Origin of the sequence: Amycolatopsis sp. NBC_01286, from assembly GCF_035982555.1 — a bacterium.
GTDB lineage: Bacteria > Actinomycetota > Actinomycetes > Mycobacteriales > Pseudonocardiaceae > Amycolatopsis.
In genome coordinates, this window is record NZ_CP108428.1 from 8178865 (window position 1) to 8202751 (window position 23887).

The 23887-nt window shown below is 72.5% G+C and carries 25 protein-coding genes; 14 read left to right on the top strand and 11 right to left on the bottom strand.

What is annotated here, in order from left to right:
• Positions 1 to 88 precede the first annotated feature (88 nt).
• From OG570_RS37240 to OG570_RS37250, 3 genes are all read left to right on the top strand, one after another.
• Positions 89 to 526, top strand: a complete 438-nt coding sequence (locus tag OG570_RS37240) for a Fur family transcriptional regulator (RefSeq protein ID WP_326953531.1) — start codon at positions 89 to 91, stop codon at positions 524 to 526.
• Positions 523 to 2046 carry a catalase gene (locus OG570_RS37245; RefSeq protein WP_326953532.1) on the top strand — a complete coding sequence of 508 codons (1524 nt, stop codon included), beginning with the start codon at positions 523 to 525 and terminating at the stop codon, positions 2044 to 2046. The genes OG570_RS37240 and OG570_RS37245 overlap by 4 nt, the downstream gene beginning before the upstream one ends.
• Before the next feature lie 104 nt (positions 2047 to 2150).
• Positions 2151 to 3146: a YdcF family protein gene (locus OG570_RS37250; protein ID WP_326953533.1), complete on the top strand. Its 996-nt coding sequence runs from the start codon at positions 2151 to 2153 to the stop codon at positions 3144 to 3146.
• Between the two features lie 160 nt (positions 3147 to 3306).
• Here OG570_RS37250 and OG570_RS37255 read toward each other — a convergent pair whose 3' ends face one another.
• Positions 3307 to 3723 carry a RidA family protein gene (locus OG570_RS37255; RefSeq protein ID WP_326953534.1) on the bottom strand — a complete coding sequence of 139 codons (417 nt, stop codon included), beginning with the start codon at positions 3721 to 3723 and terminating at the stop codon, positions 3307 to 3309.
• A gap of 73 nt (positions 3724 to 3796) precedes the next feature.
• On the opposite strand from OG570_RS37255, the gene OG570_RS37260 reads away from it, so the two are divergent.
• From OG570_RS37260 to OG570_RS37280, 5 genes are all read left to right on the top strand, one after another.
• Entirely contained in the window at positions 3797 to 4594 is a 798-nt protein-coding gene (locus OG570_RS37260) for a hypothetical protein (RefSeq protein WP_326953535.1), read from the top strand.
• A complete protein-coding gene (locus tag OG570_RS37265) occupies positions 4591 to 4926 on the top strand; it encodes a transcriptional regulator (protein ID WP_326953536.1) in 336 nt (111 codons plus the stop codon). Before OG570_RS37260 ends, OG570_RS37265 begins: the two co-directional genes overlap by 4 nt.
• Positions 4927 to 5397: 471 nt before the next feature.
• Positions 5398 to 5730 (top strand): hypothetical protein, encoded by a 333-nt coding sequence (locus tag OG570_RS37270; RefSeq protein WP_442788346.1) that lies wholly within the window; start codon positions 5398 to 5400, stop codon positions 5728 to 5730.
• Positions 5731 to 5745: 15 nt separating this feature from the next.
• Positions 5746 to 7455 carry a fatty acyl-AMP ligase gene (locus tag OG570_RS37275; RefSeq protein ID WP_326953538.1) on the top strand — a complete coding sequence of 570 codons (1710 nt, stop codon included), beginning with the start codon at positions 5746 to 5748 and terminating at the stop codon, positions 7453 to 7455.
• The gene (locus OG570_RS37280; protein ID WP_326953539.1) at positions 7452 to 8888 is read left to right on the top strand and encodes a thioesterase domain-containing protein; all 1437 of its coding nucleotides are present in this window, start codon (positions 7452 to 7454) and stop codon (positions 8886 to 8888) included. The genes OG570_RS37275 and OG570_RS37280 overlap by 4 nt, the downstream gene beginning before the upstream one ends.
• On the opposite strand, the gene OG570_RS37285 is transcribed toward OG570_RS37280, so the two are convergent.
• The 5 genes from OG570_RS37285 to OG570_RS37305 form a co-directional block, all read right to left on the bottom strand.
• The gene (locus OG570_RS37285) at positions 8845 to 9822 is read right to left on the bottom strand and encodes a YeeE/YedE thiosulfate transporter family protein (protein WP_326953540.1); all 978 of its coding nucleotides are present in this window, start codon (positions 9820 to 9822) and stop codon (positions 8845 to 8847) included. The genes OG570_RS37280 and OG570_RS37285 overlap by 44 nt on opposite strands.
• A 113-nt stretch (positions 9823 to 9935) precedes the next feature.
• Positions 9936 to 10352, bottom strand: coding sequence for a VOC family protein (locus OG570_RS37290; RefSeq protein ID WP_326949320.1), 417 nt, complete (start codon positions 10350 to 10352; stop codon positions 9936 to 9938).
• 57 nt (positions 10353 to 10409) lie between these two features.
• Positions 10410 to 10802 carry an AraC family transcriptional regulator gene (locus tag OG570_RS37295; RefSeq protein ID WP_326953541.1) on the bottom strand — a complete coding sequence of 131 codons (393 nt, stop codon included), beginning with the start codon at positions 10800 to 10802 and terminating at the stop codon, positions 10410 to 10412.
• 54 nt (positions 10803 to 10856) lie between these two features.
• Complete coding sequence (locus OG570_RS37300; RefSeq protein WP_326953542.1) at positions 10857 to 11819, bottom strand: alpha/beta hydrolase; 963 nt, start codon at positions 11817 to 11819, stop codon at positions 10857 to 10859.
• Positions 11820 to 11833: 14 nt separating this feature from the next.
• A complete protein-coding gene (locus tag OG570_RS37305; RefSeq protein WP_326953543.1) occupies positions 11834 to 12733 on the bottom strand; it encodes an oxidoreductase in 900 nt (299 codons plus the stop codon).
• Positions 12734 to 12832: 99 nt separating this feature from the next.
• Between OG570_RS37305 and OG570_RS37310 the strand changes: the two genes are divergently transcribed.
• The 3 genes from OG570_RS37310 (at position 12833) to OG570_RS37320 (ending at position 14829) form a co-directional block, all read left to right on the top strand.
• Positions 12833 to 13399, top strand: a complete 567-nt coding sequence (locus OG570_RS37310) for a TetR family transcriptional regulator (protein WP_326949316.1) — start codon at positions 12833 to 12835, stop codon at positions 13397 to 13399.
• Between the two features lie 187 nt (positions 13400 to 13586).
• Positions 13587 to 14408, top strand: coding sequence for a maleylpyruvate isomerase family mycothiol-dependent enzyme (locus OG570_RS37315; protein WP_326953544.1), 822 nt, complete (start codon positions 13587 to 13589; stop codon positions 14406 to 14408).
• A gap of 265 nt (positions 14409 to 14673) precedes the next feature.
• Positions 14674 to 14829, top strand: a complete 156-nt coding sequence (locus tag OG570_RS37320) for a DUF6131 family protein (protein ID WP_247051505.1) — start codon at positions 14674 to 14676, stop codon at positions 14827 to 14829.
• Positions 14830 to 14927: 98 nt separating this feature from the next.
• On the opposite strand, the gene OG570_RS37325 is transcribed toward OG570_RS37320, so the two are convergent.
• Entirely contained in the window at positions 14928 to 17141 is a 2214-nt protein-coding gene (locus tag OG570_RS37325) for a heavy metal translocating P-type ATPase (RefSeq protein WP_326960272.1), read from the bottom strand.
• A gap of 125 nt (positions 17142 to 17266) precedes the next feature.
• On the bottom strand, positions 17267 to 17473 hold the full coding sequence (locus OG570_RS37330; protein WP_326949314.1) for a heavy-metal-associated domain-containing protein: 207 nt from the start codon (positions 17471 to 17473) through the stop codon (positions 17267 to 17269).
• A gap of 128 nt (positions 17474 to 17601) precedes the next feature.
• Between OG570_RS37330 and OG570_RS37335 the strand changes: the two genes are divergently transcribed.
• Positions 17602 to 18177, top strand: coding sequence for a sigma-70 family RNA polymerase sigma factor (locus OG570_RS37335; protein ID WP_326953545.1), 576 nt, complete (start codon positions 17602 to 17604; stop codon positions 18175 to 18177).
• A gap of 19 nt (positions 18178 to 18196) precedes the next feature.
• Here OG570_RS37335 and OG570_RS37340 read toward each other — a convergent pair whose 3' ends face one another.
• A complete protein-coding gene (locus tag OG570_RS37340) occupies positions 18197 to 18769 on the bottom strand; it encodes a sigma-70 family RNA polymerase sigma factor (protein ID WP_326949312.1) in 573 nt (190 codons plus the stop codon).
• 62 nt (positions 18770 to 18831) lie between these two features.
• Here OG570_RS37340 and OG570_RS37345 point away from each other — a divergent pair, with 62 nt between their 5' ends.
• Positions 18832 to 19569, top strand: a complete 738-nt coding sequence (locus tag OG570_RS37345; protein WP_326953546.1) for a zf-HC2 domain-containing protein — start codon at positions 18832 to 18834, stop codon at positions 19567 to 19569.
• A 1-nt stretch (position 19570) separates the two neighbouring features.
• Complete coding sequence (locus tag OG570_RS37350) at positions 19571 to 19720, top strand: hypothetical protein (protein WP_326953547.1); 150 nt, start codon at positions 19571 to 19573, stop codon at positions 19718 to 19720.
• Here OG570_RS37350 and OG570_RS37355 read toward each other — a convergent pair.
• On the bottom strand, positions 19701 to 21941 hold the full coding sequence (locus tag OG570_RS37355) for a heavy metal translocating P-type ATPase (protein ID WP_326953548.1): 2241 nt from the start codon (positions 21939 to 21941) through the stop codon (positions 19701 to 19703). The genes OG570_RS37350 and OG570_RS37355 overlap by 20 nt on opposite strands.
• A 9-nt stretch (positions 21942 to 21950) precedes the next feature.
• Positions 21951 to 23873, bottom strand: a complete 1923-nt coding sequence (locus tag OG570_RS37360; RefSeq protein WP_326953549.1) for a cytochrome c oxidase assembly protein — start codon at positions 23871 to 23873, stop codon at positions 21951 to 21953.
• Between the last annotated feature and the right edge of the window lie 14 nt (positions 23874 to 23887).

Here is a 23887-nt window from a genome sequence, read left to right on the forward strand (position 1 = left end):
GTTCCTGGCGTGTACCCGGTTTCACCCCTTCGAAACCGTCCTTCCGTGGACTTGACCCAGTCCAGAAACAGGCGCACGGTGGGGAGTCATGAGCGATGCGGCCGGCATGTTACGAGCGGCGGGTCTGCGGGTAACCGCGCCCCGGCGGGCGGTGCTGACCTGGCTGGCGCAGCACCCTCATTCCACTGTGGACGCCATCGGCACCGGCGTCCGCGCCATGCTGGACTCCGTGTCCACCCAGGCGATCTACGACGTCCTGGGCGCGTGCACGGAAGCCGGCCTGATCCGGCGGATCGAGCTGCCGGGGCACCCCGCCCGGTTCGAGCGGCGAGCCGGGGACAACCACCACCACGTCGTGTGCCGCGGGTGCGGGCGGACCGAGGACGTCGACTGCGCGGTCGGCGCCACACCCTGCCTCACCCCCGGCGCCGGGCACGGCTTCACCATCGACGAGGCGGAAGTGGTGTTCTGGGGCTTCTGCCCCGGGTGCACCGCGAACCACCACGCAGAAAGAGGACCGCAGTGACGCAGATCCATCCCGAACCGACCACCACCGACGCCGGCATCCCCGTCGAAAGCGACGAACACTCGCTCACCGTCGGGGCGGACGGCCCGATCCTGCTGCACGACAACTACCTCATCGAGCAGATGGCGCAGTTCAACCGCGAGCGCGTCCCCGAGCGGCAGCCGCACGCCAAGGGCAGTGGCGCCTTCGGGCGGTTCGAGGTGACCGGCGACGTCAGCGCGTACACGAAGGCCGCGGTGTTCCAGCCGGGGACGAAGACCGACCTGCTGATCCGGTTCTCCACCGTCGCCGGCGAGCGGGGCAGCCCCGACACCTGGCGCGACCCGCGCGGCTTCGCGGTCAAGTTCTACACCAGCGAAGGCAACTACGACATGGTCGGGAACAACACCCCGGTGTTCTTCCTGCGCGACCCGTTGAAGTTCCAGCACTTCATCCGCTCGCAGAAGCGCCGCGCCGACAACAACCTGCGCGACCACGACATGCAGTGGGACTTCTGGACACTGTCGCCGGAGTCGGCGCACCAGGTGACGTGGCTGATGGGCGACCGCGGCATCCCGCGGACCTGGCGCCACATGAACGGCTACAGCTCGCACACCTACATGTGGGTCAACGCCGGTGGTGAACGCTTCTGGGTGAAGTACCACTTCAAGACCGACCAGGGCGTCGAGACCTTCACCCAGGACGAGGCCGACCAGATGGCCGCCGCCGACACCGACTACCACACGCGCGACCTGTACGAGACGATCGAGGCCGGCGACCATCCCAGCTGGACGCTCAAGGTCCAGGTCATGCCGTTCGAGGACGCCAAGACCTACCGGTTCAACCCGTTCGACCTCACGAAGGTGTGGCCGCACGCCGACTACCCGCTCATCGACGTCGGCCGGATGACGCTCGACCGGAACCCGACCGACCACCACACCGAGATCGAGCAGGCCGCGTTCGAGCCGAGCAACCTGGTGCCGGGGATCGGCGCGAGCCCGGACAAGATGCTGCTGGGCCGGCTGTTCTCCTACCCGGACGCGCACCGCTACCGGATCGGCGCGAACTACAAGCAGCTGCCGGTCAACGCGCCCGTGTCGCCGGTGCACAGCTACAGCAAGGACGGCGCGATGCGCTACACCAAGGTCGCCGACCCGGTGTACGCGCCGAACTCCAAGGGCGGCCCGCACGCCGACGTCGCGAAGTACGGCCAGCCGGCGGGCTGGCACACCGACGGCGACATGGTCCGCACCGCGTACACGCTGCGCGAAGAGGACGACGACTGGGGCCAGGCCGGCACGATGATCCGTGAGGTCTTCGACGACGCCGGCCGCGAGCGGTTCGTCGACAACGTCGTGGGTCACCTGCTCAACGGCGTCACCGAGCCGGTGCTGCAGCGCGCCTTCGACTACTGGCGCAACGTCGACAAGGACATCGGCGACCGGATCGAGTCGGGCGTCCGCGCCAAGGCCGACGAGAAGGACCCGAAGGCGGCCAAGCAGGCGAACCCCGCCCGGTCGAGCATGCAGAAGAAGGCCTGACGAACGGGGCGAGTCACTCTCCCGGGTGACTCGCCCCGGTTCGCGGCCCCGAAGTCCCTCGGCTACGTTGACTTCCTCGTGGGGGAACAGTCAGGGGAGGCCGGGTGAACTTCGCCGGAGCCGCGCTGCCCTTGGCCGCCGGGGTCGCGCTGCTCGTCTTCCTGATCCGGCTCGCGCGCGAACCGCGCCGGCTCGGGAACGCCGTCTGGCTCGGGGTCGCGTTGCTGCTGACCGGCGCCTGGCTGCTGCGCGAGGCCCTGCACCTCGAGTGGCTGACCCCGGTGGTGGCCGTGCTGCTGGCGGCGATCGCGGTGATCGTCGCGCTGGTGCTGCCCGCCGCGCTGATCTTCAACGGCGCGCAGATGTGGCGGAAGGAAGGCCGCAGCAAGGGGAACCTGCTGTCGCTGGCCCTCGGCGCCGGGCTGATCACGCTCGAAGTGCTCTTCTTCGTCCCGCTCGGCCGCTGGGGCACGGCGCTCGTGGCGATCGCCATCGTGCTCACGAGCTACTTCGGGTTCCTGCTCGCGTCACTGCTGGTCTACTCCGTGCTCTACAGCCGGGTCGGGCGCCACCGGGACGTCGAGGCGATCATCGTCCTCGGCTGCGGGCTCGCCGGCGACCGCGTCCCGCCGCTGCTCGCCGGCCGCCTCGACCGCGCGATCCGGCTCTACGAACGGGAACCCGCGCACCCGCCGCTGCTGGTCGTCTCCGGCGGGAAGGGCCCGGGCGAGAGCGTCACGGAGGCCGTGGCGATGCACGGCTACCTGCGCGAGCGCGGCGTCCCGGAGGACCGGATCCGCCGCGAGGACCAGGCGACGACGACCGAGGAGAACCTGCGTTTCTCGGCCGCCCTGCTCCCCCAGTCCGGCCGGGCGGGTCGCGTCCTGGCGGTGACGAGCAACTACCACGTCTTCCGCACGGCGGTGGAGTGCCGCCGCCTCGGGCTGCCGATCCACGCGACCGGCTCCCCCACCGCGAGCTATTTCCTGCCGAGCGCCCTGCTGCGTGAGTTCGCGGCGCTGATCCTGCACTACCGCCGCACGACGATCGCGGCGTGCGTCCTGATCACCGGGGCGGGCGTCGCACTCGCCGTCGTCTAGGCGGTGTCCTGCAAGTCAAGCTCGCGGTCTTCGCGCCCAGGTGGTTCCTGACGGCACGGGCGGGATCACCCGAGTACGGCCCCGTACGAGGGTGACCCGCCCGTGCCGTCAGGAACCACCTGGATCACGAAGCCCATCGAGCAGACTTGCAGGACACCGCCTAGTCCCCCGCCGGGACGGCCGCGACCGCTTCCACCTCCGCCGTGTAGTCCGGCCCCGCCAAGGCGGCCACCACGGCCAGCGACTGGGCCGGGAAGTCGCCGTCCGGGAACCACTTCGCGAACGCCTCCACCTGCGCGGCCCGGTAGCCGGGCAGGTGTTCCGTGCCGGACACCAGGGTCAGCAGTTTCACCAGGTGCTCGGGCCCGGCACCCTGCGCGGCCAGCAGGGTCCCGAGGTTGACGAAGATCTGCCGCGCCTGCGTCTCGGCGTCCGGTCCGGCGAGGGAGCCGTCCGGGAGGACACCGAGCTGACCCGAGACGAACACCAGCCGGTGCCCCGGCGGCACCTCGGCCAGGTGGCTGTAGCGGCCCAGCGGCGGCGCGACGGTCTCCGGATTCCAGCGGCGTGGCTTCATCCGGCCATGATCGCATGGTAGGTTCACCGCCGGATCTGGTTTGCCAAATAAACTAGTTACGAAGTGGGGACGCATGACCGACCTGCCGCCGGCCGTCCTGCTCGACGAGCTGGCCCGCCTCAAGACGCGGACCCGGGCGGACCGGCACGCGTACGTGCCGCCAGTGCTGCTGTTCGGCGTGCTCGTGCTGCTCGCCCCGCTGTGGCCGGCCGGCGGACCGGCGCTCTTCGGCGTCGCCGGCGCCTGGTTCGGCACACCCCGCGACCTGTACTGGCTGGTCGCGGCGACCGGCGGGTTCCTCGCCACGGCGTGCTGGTACCTCCACCGCGGCCGGCGCCGCGGGGTGCGGACGCCCATCGGCGCCCACCTCGCCGTCGGCTTCACCGGGGTCGTCGCGATCTGTCTCGGCATGCCGGTGGTGGCGTCCTTCGCCTACCGGGTCGCGCGGTCGCCGTACGCGCAGGGGCCCGTCCTCGGGCCCGTCATGATCGTCGCCACCGTGGTACTGGGTGGCCTGCTGTGGCTGCGGTCCGCCCTCACGGGCCGCACCGCCCGGGGCGTCGTCACGGCCGCCGCCGTGCTGGCCGGCCTCGTCGCGCTGGGTGCGCTCGACCTCCGGTTCGCGCCCTACCGGCCCTACGCGTCGCTCGTCACCATCGGGCTCGGCCTGATCGGGCTGGCGTGGCTGGAGCGGAGCAGACTGCTGGGCGTGATCACCGGTCTCTTCGCCGCCTCGGCCCTGCTGGCGAACCTCGGCGTTTTCGCGCACTACGAAACGGCGCACGCGTTCAAGAGCTCGCTGCTGCCGGGCCTCATCCTGGTCGCGGGCGGCGTCGTGGCGTGGTTCCACGAGCGAGGGGCACGCGCGTGAGCGACCACCCCGCCGCGGGCCTCGACGAGACCGTGCACCAGCGCCACCGGCTCGGCATCCTGACCATCGCCGCCGAGGCGGGCCAGGTCGACTTCGGTTACCTGCGCCGGACCCTGGACATGACGGCCGGGAACCTGTCCCGGCACGTCACGATCCTCGACGAGGCCGGCCTGATCGACGTCGAGAAGGGCTACGAGGGCAAGCGCCCGCGGACGTGGATCTCGATCAGCCCGGCCGGTCGCAAGGCCCTGGCCGCGGAGCTGGCCGCGCTGCGGGCCCTGGTGGCGGCGGCCGAAGGGGCCGTCCCGGCGATCCGGCCGCGGACCACCTAGACCTGGGTGCCGCGGCGCCCGCCGGCGGCGATTCCTGCGCATGCGTATTCCTTCTCCGGTCGATCGATCGAATTCGAAAAGTGACGTCGATCACCCGGAAAACGTCCGGGACATGCACACAAGCCAGAGGAACCCGGCCAGGGTCCGCAATTGTCTTGCCCGCCACCCGGCTGGACAATATGAAGGGGAGAGAACAGAAAGCGAACACTCCCCCACGCGGGTGGACCCGCGATCACCCACTGTGATCACTGTCGTCGTACCCACGGGTAACCCCTGCGCTTCACCAGCCGAATTACGGCGATTTCGCAGGTCACCCCCAGTAGATAAAGAGCTTTTACGTTTTCTTGACACCCTTCCGGTAACCGATTACTTGTCGTAGCGTTCGCCCTGTTCCGCCGGGCCGACGGCCACCGCACACGCCGTTCCACCGCGGGACCGCGAACCCTCGAATCCACCGGAAAGGGCGTGTCCATGACTGCCCGAATTCGTCGCCCGTCCCGTTTTCCGCCGGCGCGCGTCGCGGCCCTGCTGATCGTCGCCGCCGCGGCCGGGACCATTTCCGGCTCGGCGGGGAAACCGGAAACAATGCCTCCGGTTTCGCTTCCGCCCACTGTTCCCGTGTCCGTTCCGCTGCCACCCGGCGTGGTTCCGCTCGCGCCACGCGGCACCTTCGACGTCGCCAGCGCGAAAACCCTGTCCTATCAACAGGTTCTGCCGCGGCTGCGCACCGTCGCCGGAGCCACCGACCTCGACACCCCGGCCGTCACCGCGTGGCAGCACGCGGCGGCGCGGCTGGGCCGATAGACCGGAGGAGAACCCATGAACCTGGCCCCGGAAAGCCCGGCGGGTGACACCCTGATCGCGTGCCTGCGGCACTGGGCGACGGTCAAGGCCGACGACCCTGCGCTGACCTTCGCCGGCTTCAGCGGCGACCGCGGCGGGCGGCGGACCCTCACCTGGCGGGAGCTGGCCCGGCGCGTCGACGCCGCGGCGGGCGCGCTGCCGGTCCGGCCCGGCGACCGGGTGGCCGTGCTCTGCCCGCAGGGCATCGACTACGTCGTCGGGTTCCTCGCCGCGATCGCCGCGGGCGCGATCGCCGTGCCGCTGTTCGCCCCCGGCCTGCCCGGGCGCGCCGGGCGGCTCACCGCAGTGCTCACCGACTGCGCGCCCGCGGCCGTCGTCACGACGTCCGCCGCGCGGGCCGCCGTCGAGGAACTGCTCGGAGCCGGCTTGGAGGTCGTGGCCGTCGACCGCGTCGACGCGGTCCGGACCCGGCCCGCCCCGGAAGCGAAGGCAAGCGACGTCGCGTACCTGCAGTACACGTGCGGCTCCACCCGCTCTCCCGCCGGCGTGGTGCTGACCCACGCGAACGTGCTCGCCAACGTGCGGCAGGCCACCCGCGGGCTCGGCCTCGACCCCCAGGAGGCCACGACGGTCTCGTGGCTGCCGCTGTTCCACGAAATGGGCCTGGTCCTCGGCCTGATCACGCCGCTGGTGCTGGGCCTGCGCTCGGTGCTGATGGACCCGCTGGCCTTCATCGAACGCCCGATCCGCTGGCTGGAACTGCTCGGTGACCGGCCCGGCGCGTGGACCGCCGCGCCGAACTTCGCCTTCCGCTACTGCGCGAGCCGCGTGCGGGAAACCGACCGCGCCCGGCTGCGCCTCGGCGGCGTCGCCGGGATCATCAACGGGGCCGAGCCGATCAACCCGGACTTCCTCGACCGCTTCCACACGGCCTTCGCCGTCGCCGGCTACCGGCCGCGGCAGACGCGCCCGTCCTACGGCCTGGCCGAGGCGACCGTCTTCGTGACCACCGCCGACGCCGCTCCGCGCGTCACGACGTTCGATCGCGACGCGCTCGGCGAAGGCGTCGCGGTCGAGGCGGGTGACGGCGTCCGGCTGGTCGCCTGCGGTGCGCCGGCGGGGCAGCACGTGGCGCTCGTCGACCCGGACACCGCCGTCGCGCTCCCGGACGGGGCGGTCGGCGAGATCTGGGTCCACGGCCCCAACGTCGGCGACGGGTACTGGCAGCAGCCGATCGACAGCACGGAAACCTTCGGCGCCCGGCTCACCGGCGACCACCCCGGGCTGCCGGCCGGACCGTGGCTGCGCACCGGCGACCTCGGCGTCCGGCACGACGGCGCGCTCTACATCGCCGGCCGGCTCAAGGATCTCGTCATCGTCGACGGCCGCAACCACTACCCGCAGGACGTCGAGGCGACCGTCGCCGGCGCGAACCAGGCGATCCGCCCGGGCAGCGTGGCCGCGTTCGCCGTCGCGGCGGCCGACACCGAGGGCGCGGTCGTCGTCGCGGAGCACCGCGGCCACGCCGAGCTGTCCGAGCAGTCCGAACGGGACCTGACCGCGACGGTCCGGCGGCTCGTGACCGCCGCGCACGGGCTGGCGCTGCGCGACGTCATCCTCGTGCCGCCGGGCCAGGTCCCGCGGACGTCCAGCGGCAAGATCGCCCGCAGCGCCTGCCGCGACCGCTACCTCGCCCACGCGTACGGAAAGGCCTTGGTGCGATGAGAAACCTCTCGCCTGACGCGCTGCTGCGGGACAGCCCGGCCATCGACCACCTCGCCCGCAGCCGCACCGGCGAGCCCGACGTCGCCCCGGCCACGTGCGCGGGGCCGCGCGACGGGGCCCGGCTGGTGGACGTCCCGCCGATGCGGTGGCGCCACGAGCGGCACTGGTTCACCTCGACGGCCGGGGGGCCTGCCGAGCTGAACCACGGTTCCGGATCGGGGTCCGGAACCGTGCCCGCCGTGGCGCCACCCGGCCCGCTCGGGCCGGCGCCACGCACGGAGCCCGGCCTCGGCGCCGCCGTCCTGCGGGCCGTCACCCTCGCCGACCTCAACCGCGATCTCGCGCTCCGGCAAGGCGAGTCCCCGCGACCGGCGCGCGGGCGGGCCTGGGACGCCGCCGACCGGCTGGTCCTGCGGCTGTGGGCGGCGCACACCGGGTCCGAGCCGAGCGGCACGCACGTCCTGCTGTCCGGCACCGACCGGCCCGCACGCCTCGCCCGGCTGCTCGCCGATGGGCTCACGGCCGAGCTGGACACCCCGGTCGACGCCGCCGACCTCCTGCGGCACGACTCCCTGGCCGCCGTCGCCGACGTCGCGCGGGCCGTCCTCGACACCCGGGAGGAACGCGGGCCCGTCCACGTCCTCGCGCCCGGGACCGCCGGCGTCGCGCCGTTGCTGCTGTTCCACCCCGGCGGGAGCACGTGCACGGTCTACCGGCCGCTGCTGGAGCGGCTGCCTGAAGCGCTGCCGTGCGTCGGCTTCGAACGCGTCCCCGGTGCCAGCGTCGAGGAGCGCGTCGACCGGCTGCTGCCGCTGGTCCGCGAGGCCCAGCGGGACGGGCCCTACCGGCTGGCCGGCTGGTCGTTCGGCGGGGCGCTGGCCTACGGCCTCGCCGCGAGGCTCGCCGGCGAGGGCGCGGACGTCGACCTCGTCGCGCTCATCGACACCACGCTGCCGCTGCCGGAACCGGGCCTCGACCCGCGGGCGTCGTCGGCGCGGCGGTTCCTGCGGTTCACCGGGTACGTCGAAGGCACCTACGGCCGGGCCGTCCACCTCGGTCACGACGAGCTCGCGCCGCTGCCCGAGGAGGAGCAGATCGAACTGACCGTGCGGCGGGTCGCCGAGGCCGGGCTGCTCGGCCCCGGCGTGCTGCGGCGCCAGCGTCAGTCCTTTTTGGACACTCTCGCCGCCGAACGCGCGGTGCCGCCGCCCTACGACGGCCGGGTCGTGCTCTACCGGGCGACCGAGCCGTACGCCGCCGGGCTGGCCATGGAACCGCGGTACTCCCGCACCGACGCCGCGGCGGGCTGGGCGGACCTGTGCCCGCGCCTGGAGATTGTGCCGGTGGCAGCGCACCACCTGTCGGTCGTGGATCCGCCGCACGTCGACGTCATCGCGCGGCACCTGGCGGGCCTGCTGCGGCAGCGCGGTTGACGGCGCGCGCGAGTGCGATCCCGGCGACGATGGCGGCCACGACGACCCACGACGCCACGTTGAGCTGCGCCACGCCCGAGAGCCCGTGACCCAGGTTGCAGCCACCGGCGACCCAGCCACCCGCACCGAGCAGGAAACCGCCGGCGACCAGCCGGACGTAGCGGACAGGACGTTCCCCACGGACGTGGAACTCCCCGCTGACCCGCGCGGCGACCGCGGCGCCCACGACGATGCCCAGCAGGAACGCCGTCAGCCACCAGTTCGGCTCACCGGCGGCAAAACCGGCCACCGCACCGACCGTGCTGGGACCGAAACCCGCGCCACCGACACCGGCCAGCACCCAGCCCGCGATCGTCACCGCGCCGAGTGCGACGCCGGTGACCGGCCAGTCCCACTGCCCCGGCCGCGGGCGCTCCGCGGCGCGCCACCGCCACAGGACCACGCCCACGACGGCCAGGAACACGACCGCGAACGCCAGGCGAGGGACGCCGAGCAAGGCGGGGAAGGTGGCTCCGGCTCCCACCGGCAGGACGGTCGGCCCGGGAAGTACCACCTGCCGGGCGGCGAGTTCACCGGCCGCCCAGCCGCCGAGCCCGGCGAGGCAGCCGAGCATGCCCGACCCGAGCTTGAAGAACAGCCCCGAGACGCACGTCGCGGCGACGGTCATCCCGACGCCGATCACCACACCGCCCACCACATCGGCGACCGGCGCGAACGGGAGGCCCCGGTTCAAGCCGTCGCCGAGCGGGGTCAGGAACAGCACCGACAGGCCCACGGAGCTGATCGCCACACCCAGGAGCCAGCCGCGGGCCAGCAGGAAGCGTCTCGCGAGCGCTCCGGAGAACGTGGCGTGGAAGCACAGCTGGGCGCGTTGCAGCACGTAGCCCATCCCGACGCCGGCGACCCCGCCGGTGAGCAGGGCGATCGTGGTCACCGGCAGTCGCCTCCTCCGTCGTGCTCAGGGTGTCCGCTGGTGGTTCGGGGCTCGGCCGGTCCCGGCTCGGTCGTCATCCGGGTGATCGCGCCGTCCCCTCCGCGTGAGCCGCGTCAGGAACCGGACAGCGGCTGGTTGAACCGGATGCTGTTGCCGAACGGGTCACGGAGGCCGCAGTCGATCCCGTACGGGCGTTCGGTCGGTTCGTCGGTGAACTCCACGCCCTTGGCCAGCAGCGTTTCGTACGTTTTGCGGCAGTCGTCGCTGCTGAAGTACAGCGACCCACCCATCGCCCCCTTGGTCAGCAGGTCCCGGACCTGCTCGGCCGTCGCCTCGTCCAGCCTCGGCGATCCGGGCTTCTCCAGGAGGATCTCCCGGTCGGGCTGACCGGGTACGTGGATCGTCAACCACCGCATGAAGCCGAGGTCGGCGTCGGTGCCGACCTCCATGCCGAGCTTGCCGACGTAGAAGTCGAGCGCCTCGTCCTGGTCGAGTACGAAGATCTGGGAAATCGTGATCGCGTTGAGCATGCCGGCGACGGTAGTTCAGATGCGCGCCGGGACGCTTATCCGAAATGATCGTCCCGGTCAGCCCCGCGGCCGCATCCAGGCCATGGCGAAGCAGGTCGGCACGTCCGCCACCGGTCCACGCCGCCGGTACGCCGTCGGCGACTCGCCGACGATGTCGCGGAACGTCCTGCTGAAGGTCCCGAGGCTGGTGAAGCCGACCTCCAGGCAGATGTCGGTGACGGTCCGATCACTCGAGCGCAGCAGGAACATGGCCCGCTCCACGCGCCGGCGTTGCAGGTACCGATGCGGGGTTTCCCCGAAGGTCGCGCGGAAGGTCCGGATGAAGTGCACCGGCGAGACGTGCGCGACCCCGGCCAAGGCGGCCACGTCCAGCGGCTTCGCGTAATCCCGGTCCATGGTGTCGCGTGCGCGCAGCAGGCGACGGTTGCGCTCTTCCCCGGCCCGGCTCACGGAGCACACCCTATGCCGGACACACCGACCCCGATGCGGCCCGTGCGCCGCCTCTCACTCGGCCGGTTGCTTCTCGCTCAGCAGCGCCTTCACCCATGCGTTGATCCGGTGCTGCGCCGGGAGCCCGGTCGGTGGGGTCATTCCGACGAAACCGTGTGGGGACTCCGGCCACACCGCCAGTTCGCTTGGCCCGCCCGCGGCGCCCCAGCGTGCGGCCATGAACAGCGAGTCGTCCAGCAGGGGGTCCCGTTCTCCCACGGTGAACAGGGCCGGCGGCATCCCGTGCAGGTCGGCGTAGAGCGGGGAGACAGCGCTGTCGCGCAGCTTCTCCTTGTCCAGCCCGGGGAACGCCAGCCCGACGAACTGGTCCAGCCAGCGCGGCGGTAGTACCGGGGTGTCCGGCGTGGCCGAGCGTGAACTCGGCGTGCGCGACAGGTCGTAGACGCCGAACACCAGGCTCGCTCCCACGACTCGGCCGAACAGCTCGGGGAAGCCGTCTCGCAGGCGCAGCAACGTGTGCGCCGCCAGGTTGCCGCCCGCCGAGTACCCGGACACCACGATCCGGTCGGTGCCGAACTCCTCCTCCACCGCGCCGGCCAGCCACACCGCCGCCGCGAGGCAGTCCTCGATCGGAGCGGGGAACGTGTGCTCCGGCGCGAGCCGGTAGCGGGTGGACACCACGGCGACGCCGGCCGTGCGCGCCAGCAGGTCGTTGATCGCGTCGTCGTCCGTGGGCGCGCCGAGCACGAAACCGCCGCCGTGCACGTGGAACACGACGCCCGTCACCGGGCCGGCCGGCCGGATGATCCGCACGGTCGCCTCGCCCGCGGGACCGGAGACCGTGCGGTCGACCGGAACCAGCTCGGTCGCCGCCGGCACCTGGAACGTCGTTCCGCGCATCACCGCCAGCCCTTCGGCGGTGGTGGGGTCCGGGAGGTCGGCGGCGGCGAGCTGTGCGTTGATCCCCCGCATCTGGTCCAAAGTGGACTCGGGCACGGATTCGAACTGGAAGGTCATGACGGAAAGCCCTTTCACTGGAAGGAGTAGGTGACGTGCGTCAGCTGTTCGGACAGTTCCCACAACCGGCGTCCGACGGCGGGATCGGTGGCGGCCGGAGGCATCTCGGCGACGTGCGGGGCCCCGCGTAGCTCGGCGCGCCCCTGCGGCACGACGAAGTCGCCCGCCTTGACGCCGGAGTTCGTCGCGGCGTACAGGGACGGCCGGGCCGCGTCAGCCGGGCTCTGGCCCACGAATCGCTCGAGCACCACCGACGCCATGACCTGCATGTACTTCGGCAGGTGCTGCTGGAGCCCCGTGTTGCTCGTGCCCGGGTGCACGGCGACGGCGGTGATCCCGGTTCCGGCCGCCCGTCGCGCCAGTTCCACCGTGAAGACCACGTTCGCCAGCTTCGACTTCGTGTACGAGGCCATCCCCGAGCCGTAGGACTGCGCGCTCAGCGGATCCTCGAGCGTTGCGCCCTTGTTCCGCGCCACCTTCGCGCTCACCGTCACCACCCGGGCCGCGGGCGCGGTCAGCAGGGCCGGCAGCAGGCGCCCGGTCAGCGCGAAGTGCCCGAGGTGGTTGGTCCCGAAGGTCAGCTCGAACCCGTCGGCGGTCTCCCGCCGCTCGGGCACGGCCATGACGCCCGCATTGTTGATCAGCAGGTCCAGCGGCCGCCCGCCGGCGAGAACGGCGGAGGCGGCCCCGTCGATCGAGGCCAGCGAGGCCAGGTCGAGCACCAGCCCCTCGACCTTGGCGGTGCCGACGGCCTCGCGCACCGCGGCGACCGCCTGGTCGACCTTGGCCCTCCCCCGTCCGGCGACGACCACCTCGGCACCGGCCCCGGCCAGCGCCACCGCCGTCTCGAACCCGATCCCGCCGGTGGCCCCGGTGACCAGCGCACGCTTGCCGACCTGCGAAGGGATGTCCATCCCAACTCCTAAGTGAACGTTCATTCAATTCGACCCGTTCAGGTAAGCACGGTCCGTCCCGCCTTGTCAAATGAACGTTCACTCAATAGGTTGGGACGCATGGCACCCCGAGATCCCGAGGCGAAGCGCCGCGCGCTGCTGGAGGCCGCGCTGGCCGAGTTCGCCGAACACGGCATCGCCGGCGCGCGGATCGACCGGCTCGCCGGCCGGGCCCGGTGCAGCGTGGGCCTCGTCTACACCTACTTCGGCGGCAAGGAGGAACTCTTCCACGCCGTGTTCGACCAAGTCGTCGTGCGGACGACGGAGCAGGCCCCGCTCTCCCCCGACGACCTGCCGGAGTACGCGGGCGCCCTCTTCGACGGGCAGACCGCCCACCCGGAGGTGATGCGCCTCGCCGCGTGGCACCGGCTGGAGCAGCCGGGTCGCCGGCCGGCGATCGAAGCCATCACCAAGGCGAACCGGGCGAAGATCGACGCGATCCGGCAGGCCCAGGAGGAAGGCAGGCTGTCCACGCGCTTCTCCGCCCCGGAATTGCTGATGCTCACCATCAACACGGCCTCGATGTGGGCCCACCAAAACCAGGAGATCAGCGACCTGGGCCCCCACGAGCACGCGGCCAGACGGGCCACGATCGTCGAAGCCGTACGCAGGCTGGTCGAGCCGTAGCCGTTGGAGGACCGCCACTTCTTCGAAAAAGCTTTATGTGGACGGCGGGTCCGAGATTGTCGGCCGAACCGTTTGCGGCAGCGCGCGGAGCGGTACACCGTCAGTCAGGACGCGGTGGCGAGTTCGGCGATCCCCGGAGCGGGCGAGTGCGTGAACTCGAGCTGATGGAGCACGGAAGGGCGAACACATGATTCCCGAGCTGAACGCGGAACGCTGCCGGCTGGCACTCGAGGACCACGTGCTGCGGCTGGCGAAATCCGCTGTCACGGCCGGTGCCAGGACTTCGGTGCCGACCTGCCCGGACTGGACGGTGAAAGACCTGGTCCAGCACGTCGGCCAGACGCTGCACTGGGTGTCCGAGCTCGTCGAGCGCCGGGTCAGCGACCCGACCGAGCTGCCCGGCGCCGAGAAGCCCAAGGCACCCAAGGTCGCGGAGTGGCAGGACTGGCTGTCCGACGCCGCCGCCCGCGCCGTCGCGGCCTGCTCCGACGAAGCGCTGGCGGACTCGGTGTTCAACGCCGCCGACGACAAGCGGACCGGCGCGGAGTTCTGGCTGCACAGCCTGCTCAACGAGGCCGTCATCCACGGTTACGACGCGGCCGCGGCCGCGGGCGACGACTACGACCTCGACTACGACCTCGACGCCGCCACCGCCGCGGATCTCATCACCAACCACCTGGCCATGCTCACCTCGCCGACGTGGGAGCAGCAGAGCCCGGTCTCGGCGAAGGCGATCCGCGGTGGCGGCGAGGTCCTGCACTGGCACGCCACCGACGAACCCGGCCTCGGCAACTCCGGCGAGTGGTACGTCGAGCGCTACGCCGAAGGCACGCGCTGGGACCGCAACGGCACGGCCGACGTGACCGTCAGCGGTCAGGCGAAGTCGCTGCTGTTCGTCATGACACGCCGGATTCCCCTGACGGGCAAGAAGGCCGGCTACGTCATCACCGAGGGCAAGGTCGCACTCGCCGAGCACTGGCTGAAGCACAGCGCCCACGTGTCGGAATAGCCGCACGGTGCGGCGGACGTGCTGCCAGAAACGCCGGCAAATGCCTGAGCAACATCTACGCGAAGCTGGGTGTGGCCTCCCGCAAGGGTTTCAAGCGTCTCCTCGACGGCCTGTGATCGACCCTCGTCCCGCCGGCCTGTCCCCCGTGGACCGATGGGATGAAGACGTGTGTTTGACCGCGGAGATCCCTGGGCACTCCCGGCCCGGGCGAAAGGCCACCACTTCCGGTGCCCGGCCCTCCGTGAGCAGAAGGAGCTTCCCGACCGTGATCATCCTCGGCGTCATCCTGATCGTCCTCGGCTTTCTCATCGGCATTCCCGTGCTGTACACGATCGGCATCGTGCTGGCCGTCGCCGGTGTCATCCTCGCCGTCCTGGGTGGGACCGGACGCAAGGTCGGCGGCCGCGGGCACTGGTACTGAGCGGATCCTCCGGTGAGGACCGGCGGTCCGCGTCCGGCACGCACTGACGCGGGGCCGGGAGCTGCTGCTCCCGGCCCCGAACGCCGAAGCGGACCGCGTCACGCCCTCGGATCCGGTACCGGTGGCCCCACCGCGGTGCCCTGGAACCGCGTCAGGCGCAGGCTGTTCGACACGACCAGGCAGCTCGACGCGGCCATCGCCGCACCCGCGATCATCGGGTTCAGCAGGCCCGCCGCCGCCAGCGGCAGCGCCGCCACGTTGTAGGCCAGGGCCCAGAACAAGTTCGCCTTGATCGTCGCCAGCGTGCGGCGGGACAGCCGGATCGCGTCGACCGCGGCCATCAGGTCGCCGCGGACCAACGTCAGGTCCGCGGCCTCGATCGCCGCGTCCGTGCCGGTGCCGATCGCCAGCCCGAGATCCGCCGTCGCGAGCGCGGCGGCGTCGTTGACGCCGTCGCCGATCATCGCGACGACCCGGCCTTGTGCCTTCAGGTCCGCGATCACCTCGACCTTCTGCTCCGGCGACACCCCGGCGATCACCTCGGTGATCCCGGCCTCCTGGCCGATCGCCTGCGCGACGGCCTCGTTGTCGCCGGTCAGCAGCACCGGCGTGAGGCCGAGGCGGCGCAGCTGGAAGACGGCTGGGGCCGACGTCGGCTTGACCGTGTCGGCCACCACCAGCACCGCGTGCGCGAAACCGTCCCAGGCCAGCAGGACCGCGGTGTTCCCGGCCCGCTCGGCCCGCTGCTTCACCTTGAACAGCGCCGACGGCACCCGCACCGACATCTTCTGCAGCAGCTCGGGCCGGCCGACGACGACGCGGTGGCCGTCCACCCGGCCGAGCACGCCATACCCCGCGACGGCCCGGAACTCCCGCACCTGGCCGACGTCGCCGAAGCGACGGCGGGCCGCTTCGGTGACCGCGACCGCGATCGGGTGCTCCGACGCGCTTTCCAGCGCGCCGGCCAGCTGCAGCGCCAGATCCTGCGGCACGCCGTCGACGGTCTTCACGGCGGCCAGGGTCATCTTGCCGGTGGTCACCGTGCCGGTCTTGTCGAGCACGACGGTGTCGACCCGCCGCGTCGACTCCAGCATCTCCGGGCCCTTGACCAGCACCCCGAGCTGGGCGCCGCGGCCGGTGCCCACCAGCAGCGCCGTCGGCGTCGCCAGCCCCAGCGCGCACGGGCAGGCGATGATCAGCACGGCGACCGCGGCGGTGAACGCGATCCCGGTCCCGGCGCCGGACACGAGCCAGAATCCCAGCGTGGCCACGGAAAGACCCATCACGATCGGCACGAACACCGCGGACACGCGGTCGGCGAGCCGCTGCACGTCGGCTTTGCCGCTCTGCGCGCGTTCCACCATCGCGGCGATGCGCGCGAGCCGCGTCTCGGTGCCGACGCGGGTGGCCCGCACGACGAGCCGCCCGCTCATGCTGACCGTCGCACCGACCACGTCGGCACCGACGCCGACCTCGACCGGGACGGCTTCCCCGGTGACCAGGCTGAGATCGACCGCGGACGCGCCGTCGACGACCACGCCGTCGGTGGCGATCTTCTCCCCCGGCCGGACCACGAAGTGGTCGCCGACGCGCAGCCGGTCAACCGGGACGCGCTCCTCGCGCCCGTCGCGCAGCACGGAGACGGACTTGGCGCCGAGGTCGAGCAGCGCCCGCAGCGCCGCCCCGGCCCGCCGTCGTGACCGCGACTCGAAGTAGCGGCCCGCCAGGATGAACAGCGTGACGCCGGTGGCGACCTCGAAGTAGATGCCGTCGACGTCGTGGTCGGTGTAGAGGGTGAGTGCGAACTCGTGGCGCATGCCGATGACCCCGGCGCCGCCGAAGAACAACGCGTAGAGCGACCAGAGGTACGCCGCGGCGACACCCATCGACACCAGCGTGTCCATGGTCGCGGTGGCGTGGCGCAGGTTCGTCCAGGCCGCGCGGTGCAACGGCCACGCGCCCCAGAGCACCACCGGGGACGCCAGGACGAGGGAAACCCATTGCCAGGCCGGGAACTGCAGCACGGGCACCATCGCCAGCAGGATCACCGGCCCCGCCAGCGACGCCGACAGCTGCAGCCGGCGGCGCAACGCATCGGCCGGCAACGGCTCGGCGTCTTCCGCGGCTATCGGCGGTGCGGGCGGCGCGGCGGTGTAACCGGCCGCTTCGACCGCCTGGATCACGTCGTCGACCGTCATCGACGGTGGCACCCGCACGAGCGCCTTCTCCGTCGCGTAGTTGACGCTCGCCTCGACGCCGTCGAGCCGGTTGAGCTTCCGCTCGATCCGCGCGGCGCACGACCCGCAGGTCATGCCGCCGACCACCAGCTCGAACTCCGCACCGGCCGGCGCGGGCGGGGCCACCGCGGCGCGGACGTCGACGCGGCCGAGGGCCCGGATCGGGGCGGTGACAGGGTCGGCGGGACGGCCTCCGGCGGTCATCGGACGAGCTGGTAGCCCGCGACCCGGACCGCCTGCTCGACCTGCCCGAGCTCGAGGGCCGTCTCGCTGGTGACCAGGACGTTGCCGGTGCCGAGGTCGACGTCGACCTCGCGGACGCCGGACAGCTCGCCGAGCTCCTCGCGGACCGAACTGGCGCAGTGCCCGCAGGTCATCCCGGTCACCGCGTACGTCGTCTGGGTCATCGTCGTCCACCTTCCCGGCCCACGGCCGTGTCGTGGCGGGAAGGTCGGGTGCGGGAAGCGTTTGGTTCCCGCCGGTTTTCTTCAAGATCGTTTTCAACCGGATCGGCGTGGGCGACGTAGTAGCGGGTGTGAGGCCAGAACGCGCGAACGACGCCGACATCACGCGGTGGGCCCTGCTCGCCGGCCGCGGCGACGGCCCGGCTCTCGAGCAGTTCCTCCGCGCCACCCAGCCCTTCGTCTGGCGGTTCGTCGCCGGGCTCTGCGACGCGCAGTCGGCGGACGACCTGAGCCAGGAGACCTACCTGCGGGCGCTGGGCAGCCTGCACCGGTTCAAGGGCGACTCCTCGGCCCGGACCTGGCTGCTGTCCATCGCGCGGCGGACGGTCGCCGACCACATCCGCGCGCTGCAGGCCCGGCCGCGCCGGTCGTCGGTGACCGACTGGGAGGCCGCGGCGGAGCGCGCCGAGCCGTCCCGCGCGGCGCGGTTCGACGAGCAGGTCGTGCTCGACCAGCTGGTCCAGGCCCTCGACGTCGACCGGCGCGACGCGTTCGTGCTGACGCAGACGCTGGGACTGTCCTATGCGGACGCCGCGGAAGTCTGCGGGTGTCCGGTGGGCACGATCCGCTCGCGGGTCGCCCGGGCGAGGGAAGACCTGCTGGCGGCGATGGCCGGAGTCCGGCCGGGTTATCCGGCGGTCAGCTGATCGAGTCCACTGTGGACTCTCAAATGACGTTGCCGCGCTCGTCGCGGGCGGTCAGCAGGTCCTCGCGGGCCCGGGCTACGCGGGAGCGCACGGTGCCGATCGGGCAGCCGCAGATCTCGGCGGCCTCGGCGTAGGTGTAGCCGAGCAGCTGGGTCAGCACGAGCGCCTCGCGCCGCTCGCCGTCCAGGTCCCGCAGCAGCAGCCCGACCTCGACGACCTCTTCGAACCCGGCGGAGTCCGCCCGGCTGCGGGCGGACTGCTCTTCGGCCGCCGCCGTCCAGTCCTGACCGGACAGCCGCGGTCGCGCCGAGCGCGCCCGGAAGTGGTCGACCACGGCCCGGCGGGCGATCGACAGCAACCAGGTGCGTGACGACGACCGCCCGGCGAACCGGGTGAGCGAGGTCACCGCGCGGGCGTACGTTTCCTGCGTCAGGTCGTCGGCGATCACCGAGTCGGTCAGGTGGGCCACGAACCGCCAGACGTCGGCCTGGGTCGAGCGCACCCAGTCCGCGTAGGCGCGCTGGTCACCGCGCGCCGCGGCGAGGGCGAGCGCGGTGATCCGTTCGTCGTCACGATCCCGGCTGGAGTTCACGGAACGACACCGTAACCCACACCCCCGGGAACTCCGACGGGTCTCCGCGCGACTATGTGGAGGTGAACTGCTCCGACTTCCGCGAAGCGCTCTCGGCCCGGATCGACGGTGAAGCGGGTTCGCTGCCGGACGCGGTGGTGGACCGCCACCTCGCGGGCTGCCCGCACTGCCGGGCGTGGCACGACGACGCCGTGCGGCTGCGGCGGCTGCTGCTGGTCCGCGAAGCACCGCAGGTGCCCGACCTGACCGAGCGCATCCTCACCGAGGTCCCGGCGCCCTCGGCCCAGCGCTGGGGCCTGCGGATCGCGCTGGCCCTCGTCGCGCTGGTCCAGAGCGGCCTCGGGTTCGCCGAGCTCCTCGGCGCGGACGTCGGCCACGCCGGACACGGCGGGATGATGGCGATGGCGGTGCACCTCGGCAACGAGAGCGCGGCCTGGAACCTGGCGATGGGCTTCGGCCTGCTCTGGGCGGCACTGCGCCCGGCGACGGCGTCGGGGCTGCTGCCCGCGCTGGCCGGGTTCGTGGCCGTCCTCGGTCTCGTGTCGGGCATCGACCTCTTCGACGGCGACGTGACCGTGTCCCGGGTGCTGTCCCACGGCCTGCTCGTGGCCGGGGTCGGGCTCCTCTACGGCGTCCGCCGCCAGCACCGCCGCACGTCGACGCCGGGCACGGGCACCCGCGTCGAGCCCGCGGCGCACGACGACGTCACGCTCGGCTGGGAACCCCGCGCCGAGGACGGCGGCCCGGCCCGGCGCCGCCGGTTCCCGCACCTGCCGGCCAGCCGTCGCCGCGCGGCTTGACGTGGCCGAGGGCGCTCCGCCGGAGCGCGCGATCGTCATCACCGACGACTTCGGCCAGCGGATCGAGATGAGCCTCGAGCAGCTCGAGGTACTCGTCGCCGACGTCAAGGCGGGCGTGCTGGACAAGGTCCTCACCCCGTCGGCCGGCTGAACGACCGCAGCCGCAGGCTGTTGCACACCACCAGGACCGACGACAGCGACATCGCGGCGCCGGCGATCAACGGGTTGAGCAGGCCGAGCGCGGCCAGCGGGAGCGCGGCCACGTTGTAGCCGAAGGCCCACACGAGATTGCCGCGGATCGTCCGCAGCGTGTGGTCGGCGAGCCGGATGGCGTCCGGGACGACCCGCAGGTCCTCCCGCACGAGGACCACGTCGGCCGAACGGAGCGCGATGTCGCTGCCGTGGGCCATGGCCATGCCGAGGTCGGCGGTCGCGAGCGCCGGGCCGTCGTTGACGCCGTCGCCGACCACGGCGACCCGGGCGCCTGCGGCGCGCAGCTCCTCGACCGCCCGGGCCTTGCCGGCCGGCAGCACGCCCGCGCGGACCTCGTCGACGCCGATCTCGGCGCCGACGGCCCGCGCCGGGATCTCGTGGTCGCCGGTGAGCAGCACGGTCCGCAGGCCCAGCTCACGCAGCGCGGTCACGGCCGCCGCGGCCGAGGGCTTCACGACGTCGCGGACCACGAGCAGCCCGGCGACCTCGCCGTCGACGGCGACGAGCACCGGCACCGCGCCGTCCCGGTGTGCAGCGTCTACGAGCGCCTCGAACTCGGCGTCGAGGACGACGGCGCGTTCGGCGAACAGCTTCGGGCTGCCGGCCAGGACCACACGACCGTCCACTGTGCCCTGGGCGCCCAGCCCGGGCAGCGCCGTGAACCCGGTGACGTCGGGAAGGTCGGCGAGTTCCGTGCGCGCCGCCGTCACGACGGCCGCGGCGATGGCGTGCTCGGAGCCGGCTTCGGTCGCGCCGGCGAACCACAGCAGGTCGCCGCGGCTGCGGCCGGGCGCCGGGTGGACGCCGGTGACGGTCATCCGGCCGGTGGTCACGGTGCCGGTCTTGTCGAGCACGACGGTGTCGATCCGCCGGCTGGCCTCCAGCGCGTCCGGGCCTTTGATGAGGATGCCCAGCTGAACACCGCGGCCGACCCCGGCCATCAGCGCGGTCGGCGTCGCCAGGCCCAGCGCGCACGGACAGGCGATGATCAGCACCGACACGGCCGCGGTGAACGCGTCGCGCACCGGGTGCCCGGTGAGCAGCCACCCGCCGAGGGTGAGCAGCGACAGCACGAGCACGACCGGCACGAACACCGCGCAGATCCGGTCCACCAGCCGTTGCACCGACGCCTTGCGCGCCTGGGCCCGCTCGGCGAGCGCGGTCATCTGCGCGAGCTGGGTGTGGGCGCCGACGGCCGTGGCGCGCACGACCAGGCGGCCGTCCCGGTTCACCGACGCGCCGATCACCCGGTCACCCGGCCCGGCCTCCGCGGGCACCGGCTCCCCGGTCACCGCGCTGAAGTCCACAGTGGACCGTCCACTGTCGACCACGCCGTCGGCGGCGAGCGCCTCCCCCGGCTTCACCACGAACAGGTCGCCGGCGGCCAGCTCCCCCACCGGCACCATCCGCTCGACGCCGTCGCGCAGCACCCGGACGTCTTTCGCGGCGAGCGCGTCGAGAGCGGCCAGCAGCCCTGCGGCGCCGCGGCGTGACCGGCTCTCGAAGTAACGGCCGGCCAGCAGGAAGGTCGTCACGCCGGCGGCGACGTCGAGGTAGATCGCGTCCGCGCCGGCCGCGGTCGGCCCGAACCCCACCCAGTAGCCGGGGTCGTGGCCGCCGAACAAGGTCGCCCACGCCGACCACGTGAAGGAAGCCAGGACGCCGAGCGACACCAGCGTGTCCATACTGGACGATCGGTGCCGCAGGTTGCGCAGGGCCGCCCGGTGGAACGGCAGTGCCGCCCAGAACACCACGGGCACCGCGAGGCCGAGGCAGAGCAGCTGCCAGCCGGGGAACCGCAGGGACGGGACCAGGGCCAGGGTGATGGAGAGATTGCCCAGCGGCACGGCCAGCACCGCCGCGACGACCAGCCGGCGCAGCAGGTCGCGGACCCGCCGCAGCGTGAGGTCCTCGTCGTCCTCACCCCGGACGTGGGCTCCGTAGCCCGCCTTGCGGATCCGCTCGATCAGCACGCCGTCGTCGAACTCGGCGGGCACCTGCACGGTGGCCCACTCGGTGGCGTAGTTGACCGAGGCGCGGACGCCGTCGAGCTTGTTCAGGGTGCGTTCGACCCGCGCCGAGCAGGCCGCGCACGTCATGCCCGACACGGCCAGATCGACGGTGCGGACCGCCCCGGTGACCGGGGTTGCGGTGGTCATGCGTTCTCCTCAGTTCCGTCGTCCCGCGAGCTGGGCGAGCATCGCGTTGTAGGCGTCGAAGTCCCCGTCGCCGCTGCGGTCGGCCCGCCGGGCGCGGCGGTCGTCGTCGCGCGACCACTGCACCAGCAGCGCGACCACCATGACGACCATCGGGATTTCCCCGCTGGCCCAGGCGATGCCGCCGCCGAGGCGCTGATCGGCGAGCAGGTCACCGGCCCACGGCAGCGCGAGGTAGTGGTAGAAGGTGGACGCGATCACGGTCTGCTTGCTCATCAGGATCACGCCGAAGAAAGCGTGGAACGGCATGACGGCGAACAACATCCCCAGCCGCGCGAGGTGCGGCAGCTGCCGGGGCGTCCGGTCCGCGCCGACCGCGACCCACGCGAACAGGTAGCCCGACGCCAGGAAGTGGGCCTTCATCAGCTGGTGCGCCCAGTGGTAGAGCATCGCCTGACCGAACAGGTCCGAGAAGTAGAGCACGTAGAACGACCCGGCGAACAGGATCGCGGCCACCGCGGGGTGCGCGAAGAACCGGGTCACCGGCGCGTGCAGCAGCGACGTCACCCACTCCCGCGCGCCGGGGACGTCGCCGTGGGCGCCCGCGGGGAGCGCCCGCAGCGCGAGGGTGACCGGGCCGCCGAACACGAGCAGGACGGGCGCGAACATGTTCAGTGCCATGTGCGTGACCATGTGCAGGCTGAACGTCCCGGGCGCGTAGACGCCGAGTCCCGAGGACGTCACGATCAGGACGATCGCCCAGCCGGCGAGCCAGGCGACCATCCGTCCCGGCGGCCAGTGGTCGCCACGCCGTCGCAGCCGCCGCACGCCGAGCAGATAGGCCGTCACCGCGATCAGCGCGACGGGCGCGAACAGCAGGTCCGGCCGCCACTCCCCGACCAGCCGGGCGAACGTCTGCGGTACGTCGAGCCCGTACCCGAGCACCGTTTCCTGCACGGTCGCCGGGTGGTTCGGGAAAGCCGGTGGCACGAGCACGGTCAGCGCGGCCGAGCCGCCGGTTCCCAGCGCCAGCAGGACCAGCTCCGCTACGACCAGCCGGACGCCGCGCTGCCGCCGTCGCCACGCGGCCAGCAGCAGCCCAGCGCCGATGAGCAAGGCGGTCTCGACGGCGAGGACGAGACCGTAGCGGCTGAGCAAGCCGTCCGGCCGGGCCAGGACGAGGCCGGAGACCGCCCCGGACGCCGCGACCACGGCGAAGCACGTCACCGACAGCCGGTGGTAGCGGCGCAGCACCAAATCCGGCACCGCGGTCGCCCGGCGCAGCCGGGTCAGCAACGCCACCAGCGCGCCGAGCCAGGCACTCGCCGCCGGGACGTGCCAGAACATCGCGTTGGTCGCCACGTCGTGCCCCGCGCCGACCGACACGTGCCCGACGGCGACCAGCGGGAGCAGCCCGACGGCGGCGACCACGGCGGCCGTGACGACGGTGCGCCAGGCCATCGCGGGCCACGCCAGCGCGGTCGCCACCGCCGCCGCGACCGCGACGCAGAGCCAGGCCTTCGGTTCCTCGGTGGCGCTGAGCGTCGGCAGGAACACCTCGGGCCGCAGCACGCGCGCGACCGGCAGCCCCGCCGCGACCGCCGCCGAGAACGGCACGGCCACCACGGCCGCCGCCAGCCAGCACGCGGCACAGCCGGCGGCGAACCGGGAGGCCGCGAAGGCGTCGGCCGACAAGGCCCCGCCCCGTCGCCCGGGCGCGACGAACGCGGCGAACACCAAGCCACCGAAGGCTCCCGCGGCCGCGGCGTCGGCCACGAACCGAACGACCGCGAAACCGTAGGTCGTCAGCGGTCCCGGGTCGGCGTTGCCCAGCGGGCCGTACACGTTGCCCGCGGTGGCGACCACGAACAGCAGCAGCGCCAGCCCGGCCACCACCGCCGTCACGACCACGGCGCGGAACCCGGACGTCTTCACTCCTCAGACGTCGG

Excerpts from the sequence above, each read along its gene's own strand:
- OG570_RS37240 (WP_326953531.1), top strand. The coding sequence starts at position 89 with ATGAGCGATGCGGCCGGCATGTTACGAGCGGCGGGTCTGCGGGTAACC.
- OG570_RS37280 (WP_326953539.1), top strand. The coding sequence starts at position 7,452 with ATGAGAAACCTCTCGCCTGACGCGCTGCTGCGGGACAGCCCGGCCATC.
- OG570_RS37325 (WP_326960272.1), bottom strand. The coding sequence starts at position 17,141 with ATGACCTGCGGGTCGTGCGCCGCGCGGATCGAGCGGAAGCTCAACCGG.
- OG570_RS37290 (WP_326949320.1), bottom strand. The coding sequence starts at position 10,352 with ATGCTCAACGCGATCACGATTTCCCAGATCTTCGTACTCGACCAGGAC.
- OG570_RS37255 (WP_326953534.1), bottom strand. The coding sequence starts at position 3,723 with ATGAAGCCACGCCGCTGGAATCCGGAGACCGTCGCGCCGCCGCTGGGC.
- OG570_RS37310 (WP_326949316.1), top strand. The coding sequence starts at position 12,833 with ATGGCACCCCGAGATCCCGAGGCGAAGCGCCGCGCGCTGCTGGAGGCC.
- OG570_RS37260 (WP_326953535.1), top strand. The coding sequence starts at position 3,797 with ATGACCGACCTGCCGCCGGCCGTCCTGCTCGACGAGCTGGCCCGCCTC.
- OG570_RS37305 (WP_326953543.1), bottom strand. The coding sequence starts at position 12,733 with ATGGACATCCCTTCGCAGGTCGGCAAGCGTGCGCTGGTCACCGGGGCC.
- OG570_RS37355 (WP_326953548.1), bottom strand. The coding sequence starts at position 21,941 with ATGACCACCGCAACCCCGGTCACCGGGGCGGTCCGCACCGTCGATCTG.
- OG570_RS37275 (WP_326953538.1), top strand. The coding sequence starts at position 5,746 with ATGAACCTGGCCCCGGAAAGCCCGGCGGGTGACACCCTGATCGCGTGC.
- OG570_RS37315 (WP_326953544.1), top strand. The coding sequence starts at position 13,587 with ATGATTCCCGAGCTGAACGCGGAACGCTGCCGGCTGGCACTCGAGGAC.
- OG570_RS37270 (WP_442788346.1), top strand. The coding sequence starts at position 5,398 with ATGACTGCCCGAATTCGTCGCCCGTCCCGTTTTCCGCCGGCGCGCGTC.
- OG570_RS37300 (WP_326953542.1), bottom strand. The coding sequence starts at position 11,819 with ATGACCTTCCAGTTCGAATCCGTGCCCGAGTCCACTTTGGACCAGATG.
- OG570_RS37330 (WP_326949314.1), bottom strand. The coding sequence starts at position 17,473 with ATGACCCAGACGACGTACGCGGTGACCGGGATGACCTGCGGGCACTGC.